The organism is Microbacterium sp. P5_E9 (assembly GCF_054049175.1).
Window position 1 is genome coordinate 428,235 of record NZ_JBFUMV010000001.1, and the last position, 16,024, is coordinate 444,258.

Sequence of the window (16,024 nt, forward strand, 5' to 3'; positions counted from 1 at the left end):
GTCAGATGCCGAGATCGGCCTCGAACTGCGCGGCCTCGAGACGGGCCTTGACCGCACCGAGGAAGCGTGCCGCGTCGGCGCCGTCGATGATGCGGTGATCGTACGAGAGCGCGAGGTACACGTAGGAGCGCACCGAGATCGCATCCTTGCCATCGACCTGCACGACACCCGGCTTCTTGACCACGGCGCCGAGGCCGAGGATCGCCGACTGCGGCAGGAACACGATCGGGGTATCGAACAGCGCGCCGCGCGAGCCGGTGTTGGTCAGGGTGAACGTTCCGCCGGCCAGCTCATCGGGCTTCAGCTTGTTGTCCCGGGTGCGCGCAGCGAGATCGGCGATCTCGCGGGCGAACTGCGCGAGATTCTTGCCCCCAGCATCTTTCACAACCGGCGTGAGCAGGCCGCGCTCGGTGTCGACGGCGATCGAGATGTTCTCGCTCGCCGGGTAGACGATGTCGCTGCCGTCGACGGTGGCGTTGACGATCGGGAAGGCCTGGAGAGCCTCGACCGCCGCCACCGCGAAGAACGGCAGGAACGACAGCTTGTCGCCCGTCTTCGACTGGAAATCAGCCTTGACCTTGTCGCGGTACGAGGACAGCTTGGTCACATCGACCTCGACGACAGTCGTGAGCTGCGCGGTCGCCTGCATCGAGGCCACGGCGCGCTCCGCGATGACCTTTCGCAGTCGCGACATGGGCTGGGTGGTCCCGCGCAGCGGCGAGATCTCCACCGGCGCCGGTGCGGCGGGAGCGGGCGCCGCCTCGGCAGGGGCCGGAGCAGCGGCGGCTGCCGCCGCCTGCAGGACGTCTTCCTTGCGGATGCGGCCACCGACGCCGGTGCCGCTGACGGTGCTCAGGTCGACACCCTGCTGCTGCGCGAGGCGGCGCACCAGCGGAGTGACGTAAGAGACCGAGTCCGCGTCGTCGCCCAGTCCATGGGCGGACGGACCAGAGGCAGCGGGCGCTGCCGGCGCAGCCGGAGCGGCGGGGGCGGGTGCCGGGGCAGCAGCGGCCGGAGCCGGCGCGGGAGCGGCGGGTGCGGGAGCGGCGGGTGCCGGAGCGGGAGCGGCGGGTGCCGGAGCGGCGGGTGCCGGTGCCGCGGCCGGAGCCGGTGCGGGCGCTGCCGGAGCGGGCGTCGCGGCGGCATCGCCGATGCGAGCCAGTGCGGAGCCGACGGCGACCGTCTCGTCCTCCTGCACGAGGATCTCCTGGAGCACGCCGGCGAACGGCGAGGGGATCTCGGTGTCGACCTTGTCGGTCGAGATCTCCAGCAGCGCCTCATCGACGGCGACCTCGTCGCCGACGCTCTTGAGCCAGCGGGTGACCGTGCCCTCGGTGACGCTCTCGCCCAGTTCGGGCAGGAGCACCTCCTTGCCGCCGGCGGATGCCGCGGGGGCGGCCTGTGCTGCCGGCTCGGGCTGTGCGGCGGGGGCGGCCTGTTCGGCCGGCTCGGGCTGGGCCTCCGCGGGGGCCGCGGCCGGGGCGGCGGCTTCCTCAGCGGCGGGCGCGGGTGCCTCGGCAGGCGCCGCGGATCCATCGCCGATCTTGGCCAGAATGGCGCCGACCTCGACGGTCTCGTCCTCCTGGACGAGGATCTCCTCGATCACGCCGCTGATCGGCGAAGGGATCTCGGTGTCGACCTTGTCCGTGGAGATCTCGAGCAGCCCTTCGTCCGCCTGGACGGTGTCGCCGACCTTCTTGAGCCAGCGGGTGACCGTTCCCTCGGTGACGCTCTCGCCGAGCGCGGGGAGGACCACGGATGTGCTCATGGGTGTGTCTCCTTCGGAATGCAAATGTCGTGTCTAGCTTAGTGATGAGCTTCAGGGCTCGGGGATCACAGGGCGTGCAGGGGTTTGCCCGCGAGGGCGAGGAAAGCCTCGCCGAGCGCTTCGCTCTGGGTCGGGTGCGCGTGGACGAACGGGGCGATGTCTTCGGGGTGGGCCTCCCACGCGACGGCCAGCTGCCCCTCGGTGATGAGCTCGCCGACTCGATCGCCGATCAGGTGCACGCCCACGATGGGACCGTCCTTGACCCGCACTACCTTGACGATCCCGGAGGTGCCGAGGATCTCGCTTCGGCCGTTGCCGGCCAAGTTGTACTCGTAGGCGACGGTGTGCTCCGCGCCGTGCAGCGCCACCGCCTGCGGCTCGGTGAGTCCCACCGAGGCGAGCTCTGGGCTGCAGTAGGTCACGCGGGGGATCTGCGAATCGGGCACGACCACCGGCGTGCGGCCGGCGATCTCCTCGGCGACGAAGATGCCCTGCTGGAAGCCGCGGTGCGCCAACTGGAGGCCAGGGACGATGTCGCCCACCGCCCAGATGTGCGGGGCGCTGGTGCGCAGCCGCTCGTCAGTGACGACGAATCCTCGTTCGAGCCCGACGCCGGCGGCCTCGTAGCCGAGCCCGTTGGTGGCCGGCCCGCGGCCGACCGCGACGAGCAGATAGTCGGCCTCGAAGGTCTTGCCGTCCTCGAGGGTCACTGTGACGGCCTCGTCCGTCTGCGTCGCCGCGGCGAACCGCACGCCCAGCGAGAAGGCGATCCCGCGCTTGCGGAACGCACGCTCGAGGCCCTTGGACAGCGCGGGGTCCTCGGCGGGGGCGAGATGGGGGAGCGCCTCGATGATGGTGACCTCGGCGCCGAACGATCGCCAGACGCTCGCGAATTCGACACCGATGACCCCGCCGCCGAGCACGATGACCCGGGCGGGGATCTCGTCGAGTTCGAGCGCCTGCTCACTCGTGAGGATGCGGCCGCCGATGTCCAGCCCCGGGAGCGTCCGGCTGTACGAGCCCGTCGCGAGGACGACATCCGTCCCCACGTAGCGATCCTCGCCCACCCGCACGGCCAGCCCGGCCTCGAGTGCTCCCTCGCCGGTGACCGTGGTGATCCCGCGAGCCTTGACCAGCCCTTCGAGCCCGCGGAACTTCTTCGCGACGATGCCCTCGCGGTAGGCGCGCAGGCCGGCCGGGTCGATCGACTCGAACGTGGCGCGAACGCCGACGGATGCCGCGGACCGCGCGTTCTCGGCCACTTCGGCGGCGTGCAGCAGCGCCTTGGTGGGGATGCAGCCGCGATGCAGGCACGTTCCGCCGACCTTCTCCTTCTCGATCAGCGCGACGGTCTTGCCCAGTTCTGCGGCGCGCAGCGCGGCGGCGTACCCGCCGCTGCCGCCCCCGAGCACGACGAGATCGAAACGGTGGTCGACCATCAGACGGCCTGCCCCTCGGTGAAGCGGATCAGCGACCGCACGGTCGCCGCGGTCGGACCCTTGTCGGTGAATCCGAACGGGCCGCCCTTGTTCATGCCGACTCCGGCGATGTCCAGATGCACCCACGGAATGCGCGGCGCATCCGCATCGGCGGAGGTGCGGCCGACGAAGTGCCGGAGGAAAAGGCCGGCGAACAGCGATCCGCCGGCCGGATCGCCGATCTTCGCGTTCGCCAGGTCGGCGATGGGGGAGTCGAGGTCGTCGACCATGTGCGCGGGCAGCGGGAGCTGCCAGGCGAGCTCGCCCGTGTCGCGTGCCGCCTCCAGGTACGTCGCGACCGTGGCGTCGTCGCCCATGACCCCGGCGGTGCGGGTGCCCAGGGCGACCGTGATGGCGCCGGTGAGGGTGGCGACGTCCACGATGACATCGGGATGCTCGCGACTGGCCGCCACGAGGCCGTCGGCGAGCACCAGCCGACCCTCGGCATCCGTATTGAGGACTTCGACCGTCGTGCCGTCGAGCTGCCGGAGGACATCGCCCGGGCGGATCGCACGACCGGACGGCATGTTGTCCGCGATGCACAGCCACGCCGTGACGCGGACCAGGAGCCCGCGCTCGGCGATCGCCCGGAGCACCGCGAGAGCAGTCGCTGCGCCGCACATGTCGTACTTCATGCCGACCATTCCGGCCGCCGGCTTCAGCGAGAGGCCCCCGGTGTCGAACGTGATGCCCTTCCCGACGAGCGCCACGTGGCGCTCCGCACCGGCGGGGGCGTAGTCCAGGCGGACCAGCCGAGGGGGACGGTCCGACCCCTGCCCGACACCCAGGATGCCCCCGTAGCCGCCCTCGGCGAGGGCATGCTCGTCGAGCACCTCGACCTCAACGGGAAGCCCGGCGACCGCCTCGACGGCGCGCGCTGCGAAGTCCGCCGGTCCGAGCCACTCCGCCGGGGTGGAGACCAGATCCTTGACGAGTGCGGCGGCGGAGGCGGCGGAGGTTGCCGCGGCCAGCGCTGCGGGCTCGATCTCCGTCGCAGAGTGCACGATCACCGTGGTCGCCCGAGCCTTCGGCGCCTCCGACTTGTAGCCGCTGAAGCGGTAGCCGCCCAGGGCGGCGCCCTCCGCGGCGGCGAGGGAGAGTTCGGGCGTCGCGTCGACGACGGCGACCGACACTCTCGCGAACCCGGTCAGCAGCCGGATGCCGGCACCGACGGCGTCACGGACGGCTGCGGCATCCGGATCCGCGCCGGTGCCCACGACGGCGAGGGGGAGCGCTGTGCTCTCCGGCGCGTAGACGCGCTGGAACGACGACGCCGCACCGGTGAAGCCGGTGGAGAGGAGCGCTTCGCGCACTCCCGGCCAGTCGGCCAGCGCTGCGGGCGAATCGGAATCGAGGACCGGGAGCGCCAGCAGGATCGCGTCGGCGTCGGAGGATTGAATCGGGACGGTGCTGACTTCGAGGTCGGGAAACGACATGATCTCCATCCTAGGTTTCGATACGCGCCCCTTCGGGGATAACACCATGCCCGCCCCGTGGGGGCGCTACTCAACCCAACGGATACGGGTGTTCGCTGTGAGCGGGACGCCGGTGACCCGCCCGTCGGATGCGCCTCGTACCATGGAGGCATGCCATTGTCCGTGCCCCTCTTCGAGCGTGCCGTGTCGGCGCCGCCGGTACCTGCCGGGCTGCCCCTCGTAATGGCGCTTACGGGCTTCACGGACGCCGGCAGCGCCGTCAGCGGGGTTGTGGACTATCTGCGCGAAGAGCTCGATCCCACCCCGCTCGCCGTCTTCAGCAACGATGTGCTCCTCGACTATCGCGCGCGCCGGCCGGTCGTCTCCTTCGATCAGGACCACCTGACCGACTATCGGCCGCCCCGGCTCGAGCTGTCGCTCGCACACGACGCGCTCGGGCAGCCGTTCCTGGTGCTCGCCGGCTACGAGCCTGATTTCGCCTGGGACGCCTTCACGGCCGCGGTGATCGACTTCGCCACGTCCTACGCCGTCTCCACGATCACCTGGGTCCACGCCATCCCGATGCCGGTGCCGCATACCCGCCCGATCGGGACGACGGTCAGCGGCACCCGGGGGGATCTCACGAGACTTCATTCGGTGTGGCAGCCGCGGACCCAGGTTCCCGCGACCGCCGGCCACCTGCTGGAGTACCGACTCGCCGAGTCCGGCTTCGCCGTCGCCGGGTTCGTCCTGCTCGTGCCGCACTACCTGGGCGACACGGAGTACCCCGCGGCGACTCTTGCCGCGTTCGACAGCATCACCGTGGCGACCGGGCTGGTCTTCTCCGGCGACGACCTGCGCGACCAGAACCGCGAGTACCTCACCAAGGTGGACGAGCAGCTGTCGAACAGCGATGAGCTCGCGCGGATGCTCGTCGGCCTGGAAGAGCGCTACGACGCCTACATGGCCGGATCCACGCTCGCGACCCCGATCATCCACACCGGGGATCTGCCGAGCGCCGATGAACTCGCCGCAGAACTCGAGCGCTTCCTCGCGGGGCATCAGGCGGGCGACGAGGACAAGCGCGGGTCCTGAGCGGAATGCACGGGCCGCCTCGTGCGTTATCACTGATTCATCCCCTCAAGTCCGTTGTGCGCTGACGGATGTGAGATACTGGATGTTCTGACCCGTTGTCAACGTGGTCCTCGAGGCATCTCGTTGGGCTGCGGACTTGACAAGGGTCTTACTAGTGTCCGAAATCCGATCGGGGGGCGTGGGACACGCGCCCGCCGGCGAAAGGCGAAACGTGACCCCGAGCACGAAGACACCCCCCACCCTCGCGGAGGACACTGAGTCCGACGTGACCGGGCAGGCGGAGGTGACCGCCACGGCTGCGAAGCGTCCTACCAGGGCCGCGGCAGCCAAGAAGGCTCCGGCCAAGGCCCCGGCTAAGGCCCCCGCGAAGGCCCCCGCCTCGCGAGCCAAGAAGGCCGTTGCCGACGAGCCAGACGAAGACATCGAGATCGACGCCGAAGTCGAGCTCGAAGACGTCGAGATCGACGCCCCCGACGAGGACGACACCCCCGTGACCCGGCCCGCTGCGCGCGCCAAGGCAGTCGCCGCCGCTGAGAGCGACGCCGAGACGGAGGCCTCCGACGCCGAAGAGGACGACGACGACGAGGACGACAAGAAGCCATCGTTGAGCGAGCCGCTCCCGACCGGTGCGATCGTCATCTCGTCCTCCGACGACGAAGACGTCCCCGTCTACTCGACGATGATCACGGGTGCCACCGCTGACCCGGTCAAGGACTACCTGAAGCAGATCGGCAAGGTGCCGCTGCTGAACGCGGCCGAAGAGGTCGAGCTGGCGATGCGCATCGAGGCGGGTCTGTTCGCCGAAGAGAAGCTGTCGCACATGACGGCTGCCGAGAAGTCGAACCAGCTGGGCCTTGACCTGCAGTGGGTCGCTCGTGACGGGCAGCGCGCCAAGTCGCACCTGCTCGGCGCGAACCTGCGCCTCGTGGTCTCGCTCGCCAAGCGCTACACCGGTCGCGGCATGCAGTTCCTGGACCTCATCCAGGAGGGCAACCTCGGCCTCATCCGTGCCGTCGAGAAGTTCGACTACACCAAGGGCTTCAAGTTCTCGACCTACGCGACGTGGTGGATCCGTCAGGCGATCACCCGTGCCATGGCCGACCAGGCCCGCACCATCCGCATCCCCGTCCACATGGTCGAGGTCATCAACAAGCTCGCCCGCGTGCAGCGGCAGATGCTGCAGGACCTCGGTCGCGAACCTACGCCCGAGGAGCTCAGCCGCGAGCTCGACATGACCCCTGAGAAGGTCATCGAGGTGCAGAAGTACGGCCGCGAGCCGATCTCGCTGCACACTCCGCTCGGCGAGGACGGCGACAGCGAGTTCGGCGACCTCATCGAGGACACCGAGGCGGTCGTTCCGGCCGACGCGGTCGGGTTCACGATGCTCCAGCGCCAGCTCGAGTCCCTGCTCGACTCCCTCTCGGAGCGCGAAGCCGGCGTGATCCGCATGCGCTTCGGCCTCGGCGACGGGCAGCCCAAGACCCTCGACCAGATCGGCGACACGTTCGGCGTCACCCGCGAGCGGATCCGCCAGATCGAGTCCAAGACGATGGCCAAGCTCCGGCATCCGTCCCGCTCGCAGTCACTCCGGGACTACCTCGAATGACCGGCGAGGCCAACGCCGGCAAGGCGCTGACCGTAGACCTCGAAGGCACGACGTTCGCGCGCATCCCGATCAAGACGAGCGTCGTCATGCCCGGAGACGACCTGGACGCGTTCGTGCGCGAATACGCCCAGGACGTCATCCAGCCCGGTGACACGCTGTTCGTGACCGAGAAGATCGTCGCGATCACACAGGGACGCTCGTTCCCGATCGACTCGATCACGCCGCGCAAGCTCGCCTTCTTCCTGTCGAAGTACGTCGTGAAGACTCCGTACGGCATCGGCCTCGGCATGCCCGAGACGATGGAGATGGCGATCCGCGAGTGCGGCACGCTGCGGATCCTCTTCGCGGCCGCGGTCGCAGCGGTGACGAAGGCTTTCGGGCGCAAGGGCGACTTCTACCGGATCGCCGGCGACAAGGCCCGCGCGATCGATGGGCCCACGAGCGGCACGATCCCGCCCTACAACAAGGCAGTCGTGCTCGGGCCGGACCGTCCTCGCGAGGTTGCCCAGCGACTCAAGGCGCTCCTCGGCGGCAAGACCGAGGTCGCCGTCGTCGACATCAACGACATCGGCGGCAACATCCTCGGCTCCACGCTCGACAAGGCGGGGGAGCGGCGGCTCGTGGCGATCCTGAAGGACAACCCGCTCGGTCAGGGCCACCAGTCGACGCCGCTCGGCGTCGTGCGCCCGGCTTAGAACCAACTCCGAAAGGGCAGATTCGCGCCGCGCGAATCTGCCCTTTCGCGTTGCTGGACCTAGAAGCCGATCGCGGCGCGGTAGCGCGCCTTGTGCCCGGTGCGGATGCCGGTTGCGCTCGGCTTGTTCTCGTACACCCCGGCCGCCCAGTTGCCTTCGACGAGCACCGGCCCGTCGGGCGTCACGACGATGTCCCAGCCGACGTACTGGATCTGCGGCACGACCCGGGCGACCTGGTCGACGAACGCGACAACTTCGGCCATGAGCGGCAGCTGGAAGTCCGCGATCCGCACTCCGGACTCCGGGTGGAACTCGTGGATGTGGCCGTGCGAGTCGTAGCCCGCGCCGACGGAATGCCCGTCGTCATCGAGCATCGTGTAGAAGCCGCCGTAGGTCATCTGGTCGCTCACCGCGCCGCGACCGAATTTCTGCGCGACAGCGAGGATGTGCGTCTGCTCGCCGTCGAAGAAGGCCGTCACGCGGGTCGTGTTGACCGTTCCTGGGCACACGGCCGCGAGGTCGGCGTGCTGGACGATGACCTCCTCGATGAGCAGTTCGCCGCGCGTCAGCAGGCCGCGGTGGAAGGCATCCCAATCCTCGATTTCGGCCGCGTGGTAGCGGTGCACCCCGGTGCCGGCCTGTCCGACGGGCTCCTTAGTGACGATGGTGCCCTGGCGCTGCGCGAACGCGCGCACCGCGTCGGCATTGCCGTCTTCGACGACCATCCACTCGCGCCGCAGGTAGTCGGAGAACACCCGGTCGAACTCGACCTTGTCCTGGAAGAGCCCGCGGAACGCAGGGTCGTCGTACTTCTGCGACAGCTGGTTCGACACCGGGTGGGTCATGTACGTCGCACGCTCCGCGCGACCCAGGATCGCGAAGTCGTAGTCGATGTAGTCCTGGAAGCCCACGTTGCGCAGGCCGGCCTGCCAGAGCATGTCGACGACGATCGCCGGAGTCCACTTGCCGTGCTCGACCGACGCCTCCTTGGCACGCTCGAACACGGAGCCGACATCGATGCGACGGGCGCGTCCGGCGAGATAGCGAAGGCGGGGCGCGAGGCCGAGGCCCTGAGAAGGCATGCATGCTCCGGGGTGGGGGACGGGGTCCCGGATAGTCTAGATGGCGTGACTGCGGCGAACCCCGAGACGGCTGCCCCGGCGGCGCATGGGCGACGCAGCGCCCCCGCCGCACGGGTTTCGCGCCGCGCTGTCGCGGCCAACATCGCCCTCGCGATCGCCGGGCACACCGGCCCAGGTCCTCTCCTGGGGGAGGCGCGAGCGGATGCCTGGGGTCATGGCGCGGCGGAGACCATCGCCGCGCTGCACGCGGCCGGCGTCCGCGAGGTACGGGTGGACGCGTCCGCCATTGCGGCGCTCACCGACGCCGGATGCACCGGGCTGACCGTCTCCGGCGAGCCGAACGTCGACCCCGTCACCGTCTTCGGCCTGCCCGGCGGCGCTTCCGGCTCGCGGCCGGCCTTGCGTCTGGGCGGACGGGTGCTCTCGACGAAGCCGCTCCTGCGCGGCGAGGGGGTTTCCTACGGTTACCTGCACCGTGCGGTGGCGGACACCCGCATCGCGCTCATCACGGGCGGCTACGCCCAGGGCATCTCCCGCAGCCTCGGGGGGCGTGCCTCGGTCGTGATCGGCGGAGCGCGCCACCGCATCGTCGGAAGGGTGGCCATGGACGTCTGCGTCGTCGACATCGGCGCTGCGGACATTCCGAGGGGCGCCGAGGCGGTGTTCCTCGGCGACCCGGAAGCGGGCGCGCCGGGAATCGCCGAATGGGTGACCGCGACCGGCCTGAGCGCACCGGAGCTCGTGACGGTCGTCGGACAGCGATCCGTCCGGGGGTGGGCCCCGTGAGCGTCCTCACCGTCGACCTCGACGCGTTCTCGGCCAACCTGCGGACGATCGCCGCGCGCGTCGCTCCGGCGACCCACATGCTCGTCGTGAAGGACGATGCGTATGCGCACGGCCTCGTGCCGATCGTCCGGCGCGCCTGGCGCGACGGCGTCCGCTGGTTCGGCGCCTTCGATGTGAGCACGGGCCGCGCGGTGCGCGAGGAGCTCGGGCCCGATGCCCGGATCTTCGTGTGGGTGATCGGCACGCCCGAGGAGGCCGCATCGGCGGTCGCGGCTCGGCTCGACGTCGGTATCGGCGATGCCACGCTCCTCGAGGACGTGGCAGGAGCGGCGACGGATGCCTCGGCCACCGCGCGCGTGCACCTGAAGATCGACTCCGGGCTGCACCGCAACGGCGTGCGACCCGAGGAGTGGCCGGCGTTCGTGGCCCGCGCACGCGAGCTCGAGCAGGCGGGATCGATCGAAGTCGTCGGGGTGTGGAGCCACATCGCGGAGGCGTCCGACGACGACGATGATGCCGCCCGTACGGTGTTCGATGCGGCGTGCGATGCCGCGCACGCGGCAGGGCTCCGTCCCGCACAGCGGCACCTGGCGGCCAGCGCCGCTGCCTTCGCCCGACCTGAGTTCCGCTGCGACCTCGTCCGCGTCGGAGCGTTCGCCTACGGCATCCGTCCCGCGGACGGCCCGACCGATGCGGACCTGGGCATCCGGCCGATCGGCCGCCTCGAGACGGGGGTGGTCGCGGTCGGCGACGGCACAGCGACGATCGGCATCGGATCGCTCGACGGACTGCCCTCGCCGCTGGCCGGACTGGTCATGGTCTCGACTCCGCAGGGACGACGCCCACTCGTGGACGTCGGTCTCTATGCGAGCACGATCGGCGAATGGGGGGCGGCCCGCGTAGGCGACCTCGTCACGGTGTACGGCGACGCCGACTCAGGGGCGATGTCGGCGACGGACCTCGCCGAGACGATCGGCACCATCGGCGAGGAGATCGCGCTGCGAATCTCGCCGCTGGTGCCTCGGAACTACCGCTGACGTCGGATCAGGCCGATTCGAGCAGGCGAGCGGTCTCGTCGTGCCAGCTGGTGGCGATCGAGCGGAGCTTCTCTTCGTACTTGCGACCGTGGTGAGCGCAGAACAGCAGCTCGCTGCCGTTCACCTCAGCGGCGATGTAAGCCTGGGCGCCACAGGAGTCACAGCGATCGGCAGCGCTCAGACGGTGCTCGAGGACGACACCCGGCTCTGTCGGTGTGGATAGCGTGTTCATCTCTGTGCCCCCTCGGTTGTGCAGAACTCTCGTCAAGATAGAACTCCGTTGCGTGTACTAGATACAACCATGCCCATGTTTCGAGAATGCCGCGAACGGGTGACATTTCGCTGTGCGCGTACCGTGAGCCGTGCGAACGCGTGTCCACCGTGCGCTGTCCTGACCCCCGGATACGCTTGAGGATTGTGACCGCCGAGTACTCCGCTCATCATCTGCAGGTGCTGGAAGGCCTGGAGGCGGTCCGCAAGCGCCCGGGCATGTACATCGGCTCCACCGACTCCCGCGGCCTGATGCACTGTCTGTGGGAGATCATCGACAACTCCGTCGATGAGGCGCTCGGGGGCCACGGCTCCCGGATCGATGTCATCCTGCACACCGACGGCAGCGTCGAGGTGCGCGACAAGGCCCGCGGCATCCCCGTCGACATCGAGCCGCGCACCGGTCTGTCCGGCGTCGAGGTCGTCTTCACCAAGCTGCACGCCGGCGGCAAGTTCGGCGGGGGGTCGTACGCGGCCTCCGGCGGTCTGCACGGGGTCGGGGCATCCGTCGTGAACGCGCTCTCCGAGCGACTCGACGTCGAGGTCGACCGCAACGGCAAGACCTGGTCGATGTCGTTCCACCGCGGCGAGCCCGGTGTGTTCTCGAACGGATCGCCCGACTCCACCTTCACGCCGTTCGAGACGAAATCCGAGCTGCGCGTCACCGGGCGGGCCGCGAAGGGCGTCACGGGCACGCGCATCCGCTACTGGGCGGACCGGCAGATCTTCACGAAGGATGCCGCCTTCAACGTCGACGAGCTGGCGCAGCGCGCGCGGCAGACCGCCTTCCTCGTGCCCGGACTCGAGCTCGTCGTCCGCGACGAACGCCCTTCGACAAGCTCAGGGACCGCAGCGTCCGAGAGCGGCGAACCGCTCGACACGAGCTACCGGTTCGACGGCGGCATCTCGGAGTTCGTCGAGTTCCTGGCCCCCGACTCCGCGGTCACCGACACCTGGCGACTCACCGGCTCCGGCACCTTCACGGAGACGGTCCCGGTGCTGCAGCCGACCGGTGCGATGGTGCCGACCGAGGTCGAGCGCGAATGCCAGGTCGACATCGCCCTGCGCTGGGGAACCGGCTATGACACCGTCTCGCGCTCGTTCGTCAACATCATCGCGACGCCCAAGGGCGGCACACACCAGCAGGGCTTCGAGCAGGGCCTCATGAAGGTGCTGCGCGCCCAGGTCGACCAGAATGCGCGCCGCCTGAAGGTCGGCAACGACAAGCTCGAGAAGGACGACATCCTCGCCGGCATGACCGCCGTGCTCACGGTGCGCGTGCCCGAGCCGCAGTTCGAGGGCCAGACCAAGGAAGTGCTCGGCACCCCGGCGGTGCGCCAGATCGTGAACAACGTGCTCACGAAGGAGCTCACGGCGCGCTTCACCTCGCCCAAGCGCGACGACAAGAACCAGACCGCCCTGCTGCTCGACAAGGTCGTGGCCGAGATGAAGGCGCGCATCTCCGCGCGCACGCATAAAGAGACCCAGCGGCGCAAGAACGCGCTGGAGTCCTCGTCGCTTCCCGCGAAGCTCGTGGACTGCCGATCATCGGATGTCGCGCACTCCGAGCTCTTCATCGTCGAGGGCGACTCGGCTCTCGGCACCGCGAAGCTCGCGCGCAACAGCGAGTTCCAGGCGCTGCTGCCGATCCGCGGCAAGATCCTGAACGTGCAGAAGGCGTCGGTGAGCGACATGCTCTCCAACGCCGAGTGCGCATCGATCATCCAGGTGATCGGTGCCGGCTCCGGCCGCTCGTTCGATCTCGACGCGGCGCGCTACGGCAAGGTGATCCTGATGAGCGACGCCGACGTCGACGGCGCCCACATCCGCACGCTGCTGCTGACCCTCTTCTTCCGCTACATGCGGCCGCTCGTCGAGGCGGGCCGCGTGTTCGCCGCCGTTCCGCCGCTGCACCGGGTGATCGTCATGAACCCCGGCACCAAGCCGAACGAGACGATCTACACCTACAGCGAACCCGAGCTGCATACGCTCCTCGCGAAGGTCACCAAGTCCGGCCGGCGCTGGCACGAGCCCGTGCAGCGATACAAGGGCCTGGGCGAGATGGACGCGGATCAGCTCGCGACGACCACGATGGACCGGGGCGGTCGGCTGCTGCGCCGAGTGCGCCTCGAGGATGCCGAGGGCGCCGGCCGCGTCTTCGAGCTCCTGATGGGCAACGAGGTCGCGCCGCGCCGCGAGTTCATCGTCGAGTCCTCGCACCGCCTCTCGCGGGAAGCCATCGACGCGTAGCACCCCGCCCGCGGGGCTGCCGCGGCCGGTCAGGCGAGCGGGCGGCCGATTGAGCCGATGACCGCGTCGAGGAGCTGCCCCGACGCATCCCGTTTCGCCGTCGCGGCCGGCAGCGTGCGCGTCGAGCCGTCCGGTCCGACCGCGAGTGCGGGAGCTCGGCCGACCCAGGCCAGGGTGAGGCGGCTCTCGCCGCGCAGGAAGGTGTGCGCGCGCACGCCGCCCGTGGCGCGGCCCTTGGCCGGGAACTCCTCGAACCGCGATACCTTGACGCGTCCGGCATCCGTTCCAGGCAGCACGCCGTCGGCGCCGGAGATGGTGACGGCCACGAGATCCTCGCCCTCGGTCACCGCGAAGTGGATGACCGTCGCGCCTGCCGACAGGTTGACGCCCGCCATCCCGCCCGCCGGCGCGCCTTGCGGGCGCACGGCAGCGGCCGGGAAGCGCAGCAGCTGGGCGTCGCTGGTCACGAAGACGAGCTCAGAGCCGTCCGGAGCGGATGCCGCGCCCACGAGCGCATCGCCGGCCTTGAGTCCGATGATCTCCAGCTCAGGCCGCACCGCGAGCGCCGACGGCACGATGCGCTTGACCACGCCGTCGCGGGTGCCGAGGGCGACCGGCGCGTCGTCGTCGAACCGGATGATGCCGATCACACGCTCGTTCTTGTCCTGGATCCCGAGGTAGTCGCGCAGCACGACACCGGCACCGAGCTGCACCGACGCGGGGGGCACCGACGGGAGGTCGACAGGGGTGAACCGGAGCACTCGCCCCGCGGTGGTGACGGCGCCGAGATCGCCTCGGGTCGTCGAGGAGGCCGTGGCCAGGATCGCATCGTGCTTGCTGCGACGCGTCGCCGCGCTGAGCTCCTGCCCCTCGGTGAGGTCGACCCGCACCGCGCGGCCGGTGGTCGACAGCACCACGACGGTGGGGGAGTCCGCGATCTGCAGATCGGGGACGGGCGCACCACGGGTCGGGCGGGGTGTTGCGGGCTTGGCGTTCGTCAGCATCGTGCGCCGGGGCGTGCCGTGCGCGTCGGCGGCCGCTTCGAGCTCGCGGGCGACCTGCGCGCGGATGAGCGCTTCGCTGCCGAGCAGGGTCTGCAGCTCGGCGATCTCCGCCTTGAGCGCGTCGCGCTCGGTCTCGAGCTCGATGCGCGAGAACTTCGTCAGCCGCCGCAGGCGCAGCTCGAGGATGTACTCCGCCTGGACCTCGCTGAGGTCGAAGACCTCACGCAGGCGGGTGCGCGCCTGCTCGCTGTCGTCCGAGGTGCGGATGACCTGGATGACCTCGTCGATGTCGAGGATCGCGATGAGCAGGCCCTCGACGAGATGCAGCCGCTCTTCGCGCCGCGCGAGCCGGTAGCGGCTGCGCCGGGTGACCACCTGGATGCGGTGATCGAGGTAGACCCGCAGCAGCTCCTTGAGCCCCAGCGTCTGCGGCTGGCCTTCGACGAGTGCGACGTTGTTGATGCTGAACGAGTCCTCGAGGGGCGTCAGCCGATACAGCTGGTCGAGCACGGCCTGCGGGTCGAAGCCCGTCTTGATGCCGATGACCAGTCGCAGACCGTGATTGCGGTCGGTGAGATCGGTGACGTCGGCGATGCCGGTGAGGCGTTTGGCCTGTACCGCGTCCTTGATCTTCTCGATGATGCGCTCGGGGCCGACCTGATACGGCAGCTCGGTGACGACGAGGCCGGTGCGTCGGGGTCCGAGCGACTCGATCGCCACCTTGCCGCGCACCTTGAAGGCCCCGCGACCGCGGGTGTAGGCATCCTTCACACCCTCGAGGCCCAGCACGATCCCGCCGGACGGGAAGTCCGGACCCGGCACGAACTCCATCAGGTCGTCGACGGTCGCATCCGGGTTCTCGAGCAGATGGATCGCCGCCGCGACGACCTCGATGAGGTTGTGCGGGGCCATGTTCGTCGCCATGCCGACCGCGATGCCGGTGGCGCCGTTGACGAGCAGGTTCGGGTAGGCCGCGGGCAGCACGGCGGGCTGCTGGAACTGGCCGTCGTAGTTGGGGATGAAGTCGACGACATCTTCGTCGAGGTTCTCGGTGAGGGCGAGCGCCGCGGGCGCGAGCCGGGCCTCGGTGTACCGCGGCGCGGCCGGGCCGTCGTCGAGCGAGCCGAAGTTGCCGTGACCGTCCACCAGCGGCACGCGCAGCGAGAACGGCTGGGCCAAGCGCACCAGGGCGTCGTAGATCGGCGCGTCGCCGTGCGGGTGCAGCTTTCCCATGACCTCGCCGACGACGCGCGCGCTCTTCACGTGCCCGCGGTCGGGACGAAGGCCCATATCGGCCATCTGGTACAGGATGCGTCGCTGCACCGGCTTCAGCCCGTCACGAGCGTCCGGAAGCGCCCGGGAGTAGATCACCGAGTAGGCGTACTCGAGGAACGACCCCTGCATCTCGGTCGAGACGTCGACGTCTTCGATGCGCTCTTCGATGGGGGGAGTGGAGTCGGTGCGGGATGCGGGCATGGCAGTCGGGCCTCGGGTGACGACAGGCCGGCGTCGGAGATTCAGCCGGCGGGGGCCTCCCG

General features: G+C 69.8%; 12 protein-coding genes. 6 read left to right on the forward strand and 6 right to left on the reverse strand.

Going from position 1 to position 16,024, the window contains the following annotated elements; all coding sequences use genetic code 11:
* Nucleotide 1 precedes the first annotated feature (1 nt).
* From sucB to ACXJ3V_RS02180, 3 genes are all read right to left on the reverse strand, one after another.
* Nucleotides 2-1,768 (reverse strand): 2-oxoglutarate dehydrogenase, E2 component, dihydrolipoamide succinyltransferase, encoded by a 1,767-nt coding sequence (gene sucB, locus ACXJ3V_RS02170; protein WP_457098607.1) that lies wholly within the window; start codon nt 1,766-1,768, stop codon nt 2-4.
* A gap of 65 nt (nt 1,769-1,833) precedes the next feature.
* Nucleotides 1,834-3,207 carry a dihydrolipoyl dehydrogenase gene (lpdA, locus tag ACXJ3V_RS02175; protein WP_457098608.1) on the reverse strand — a complete coding sequence of 458 codons (1,374 nt, stop codon included), beginning with the start codon at nt 3,205-3,207 and terminating at the stop codon, nt 1,834-1,836.
* Nucleotides 3,207-4,682 (reverse strand): leucyl aminopeptidase, encoded by a 1,476-nt coding sequence (locus ACXJ3V_RS02180; RefSeq protein ID WP_457098609.1) that lies wholly within the window; start codon nt 4,680-4,682, stop codon nt 3,207-3,209. Before ACXJ3V_RS02180 ends, lpdA begins: the two co-directional genes overlap by 1 nt.
* A 150-nt stretch (nt 4,683-4,832) precedes the next feature.
* Between ACXJ3V_RS02180 and ACXJ3V_RS02185 the strand changes: the two genes are divergently transcribed.
* The 3 genes from ACXJ3V_RS02185 to ACXJ3V_RS02195 all read left to right on the forward strand — a co-directional run bounded on the left by ACXJ3V_RS02185 (nt 4,833) and on the right by ACXJ3V_RS02195 (nt 8,057).
* Nucleotides 4,833-5,756, forward strand: coding sequence for a proteasome assembly chaperone family protein (locus tag ACXJ3V_RS02185; RefSeq protein WP_457098610.1), 924 nt, complete (start codon nt 4,833-4,835; stop codon nt 5,754-5,756).
* Between the two features lie 211 nt (nt 5,757-5,967).
* Complete coding sequence (locus ACXJ3V_RS02190; protein WP_457098611.1) at nt 5,968-7,362, forward strand: RNA polymerase sigma factor; 1,395 nt, start codon at nt 5,968-5,970, stop codon at nt 7,360-7,362.
* A complete protein-coding gene (locus tag ACXJ3V_RS02195; protein WP_457098612.1) occupies nt 7,359-8,057 on the forward strand; it encodes a coenzyme F420-0:L-glutamate ligase in 699 nt (232 codons plus the stop codon). Before ACXJ3V_RS02190 ends, ACXJ3V_RS02195 begins: the two co-directional genes overlap by 4 nt.
* 59 nt (nt 8,058-8,116) lie before the next feature.
* Here ACXJ3V_RS02195 and ACXJ3V_RS02200 read toward each other — a convergent pair whose 3' ends face one another.
* Complete coding sequence (locus ACXJ3V_RS02200) at nt 8,117-9,139, reverse strand: sugar-transfer associated ATP-grasp domain-containing protein (protein ID WP_457098613.1); 1,023 nt, start codon at nt 9,137-9,139, stop codon at nt 8,117-8,119.
* Between the two features lie 45 nt (nt 9,140-9,184).
* Here ACXJ3V_RS02200 and ACXJ3V_RS02205 point away from each other — a divergent pair, with 45 nt between their 5' ends.
* Both ACXJ3V_RS02205 and ACXJ3V_RS02210 read left to right on the forward strand, forming a co-directional pair.
* The gene (locus ACXJ3V_RS02205; RefSeq protein WP_457098614.1) at nt 9,185-9,925 is read left to right on the forward strand and encodes an alanine racemase C-terminal domain-containing protein; all 741 of its coding nucleotides are present in this window, start codon (nt 9,185-9,187) and stop codon (nt 9,923-9,925) included.
* A complete protein-coding gene (locus ACXJ3V_RS02210) occupies nt 9,922-10,962 on the forward strand; it encodes an alanine racemase (protein ID WP_457098615.1) in 1,041 nt (346 codons plus the stop codon). The genes ACXJ3V_RS02205 and ACXJ3V_RS02210 overlap by 4 nt, the downstream gene beginning before the upstream one ends.
* 7 nt (nt 10,963-10,969) lie before the next feature.
* Here ACXJ3V_RS02210 and ACXJ3V_RS02215 read toward each other — a convergent pair whose 3' ends face one another.
* Entirely contained in the window at nt 10,970-11,194 is a 225-nt protein-coding gene (locus ACXJ3V_RS02215; RefSeq protein WP_457098616.1) for a DUF7455 domain-containing protein, read from the reverse strand.
* A 185-nt stretch (nt 11,195-11,379) separates the two neighbouring features.
* Between ACXJ3V_RS02215 and ACXJ3V_RS02220 the strand changes: the two genes are divergently transcribed.
* A complete protein-coding gene (locus tag ACXJ3V_RS02220; protein WP_457098617.1) occupies nt 11,380-13,482 on the forward strand; it encodes a DNA gyrase/topoisomerase IV subunit B in 2,103 nt (700 codons plus the stop codon).
* Nucleotides 13,483-13,511: 29 nt separating this feature from the next.
* Here ACXJ3V_RS02220 and ACXJ3V_RS02225 read toward each other — a convergent pair whose 3' ends face one another.
* The gene (locus ACXJ3V_RS02225) at nt 13,512-15,962 is read right to left on the reverse strand and encodes a DNA gyrase/topoisomerase IV subunit A (protein ID WP_457098618.1); all 2,451 of its coding nucleotides are present in this window, start codon (nt 15,960-15,962) and stop codon (nt 13,512-13,514) included.
* Between the last annotated feature and the right edge of the window lie 62 nt (nt 15,963-16,024).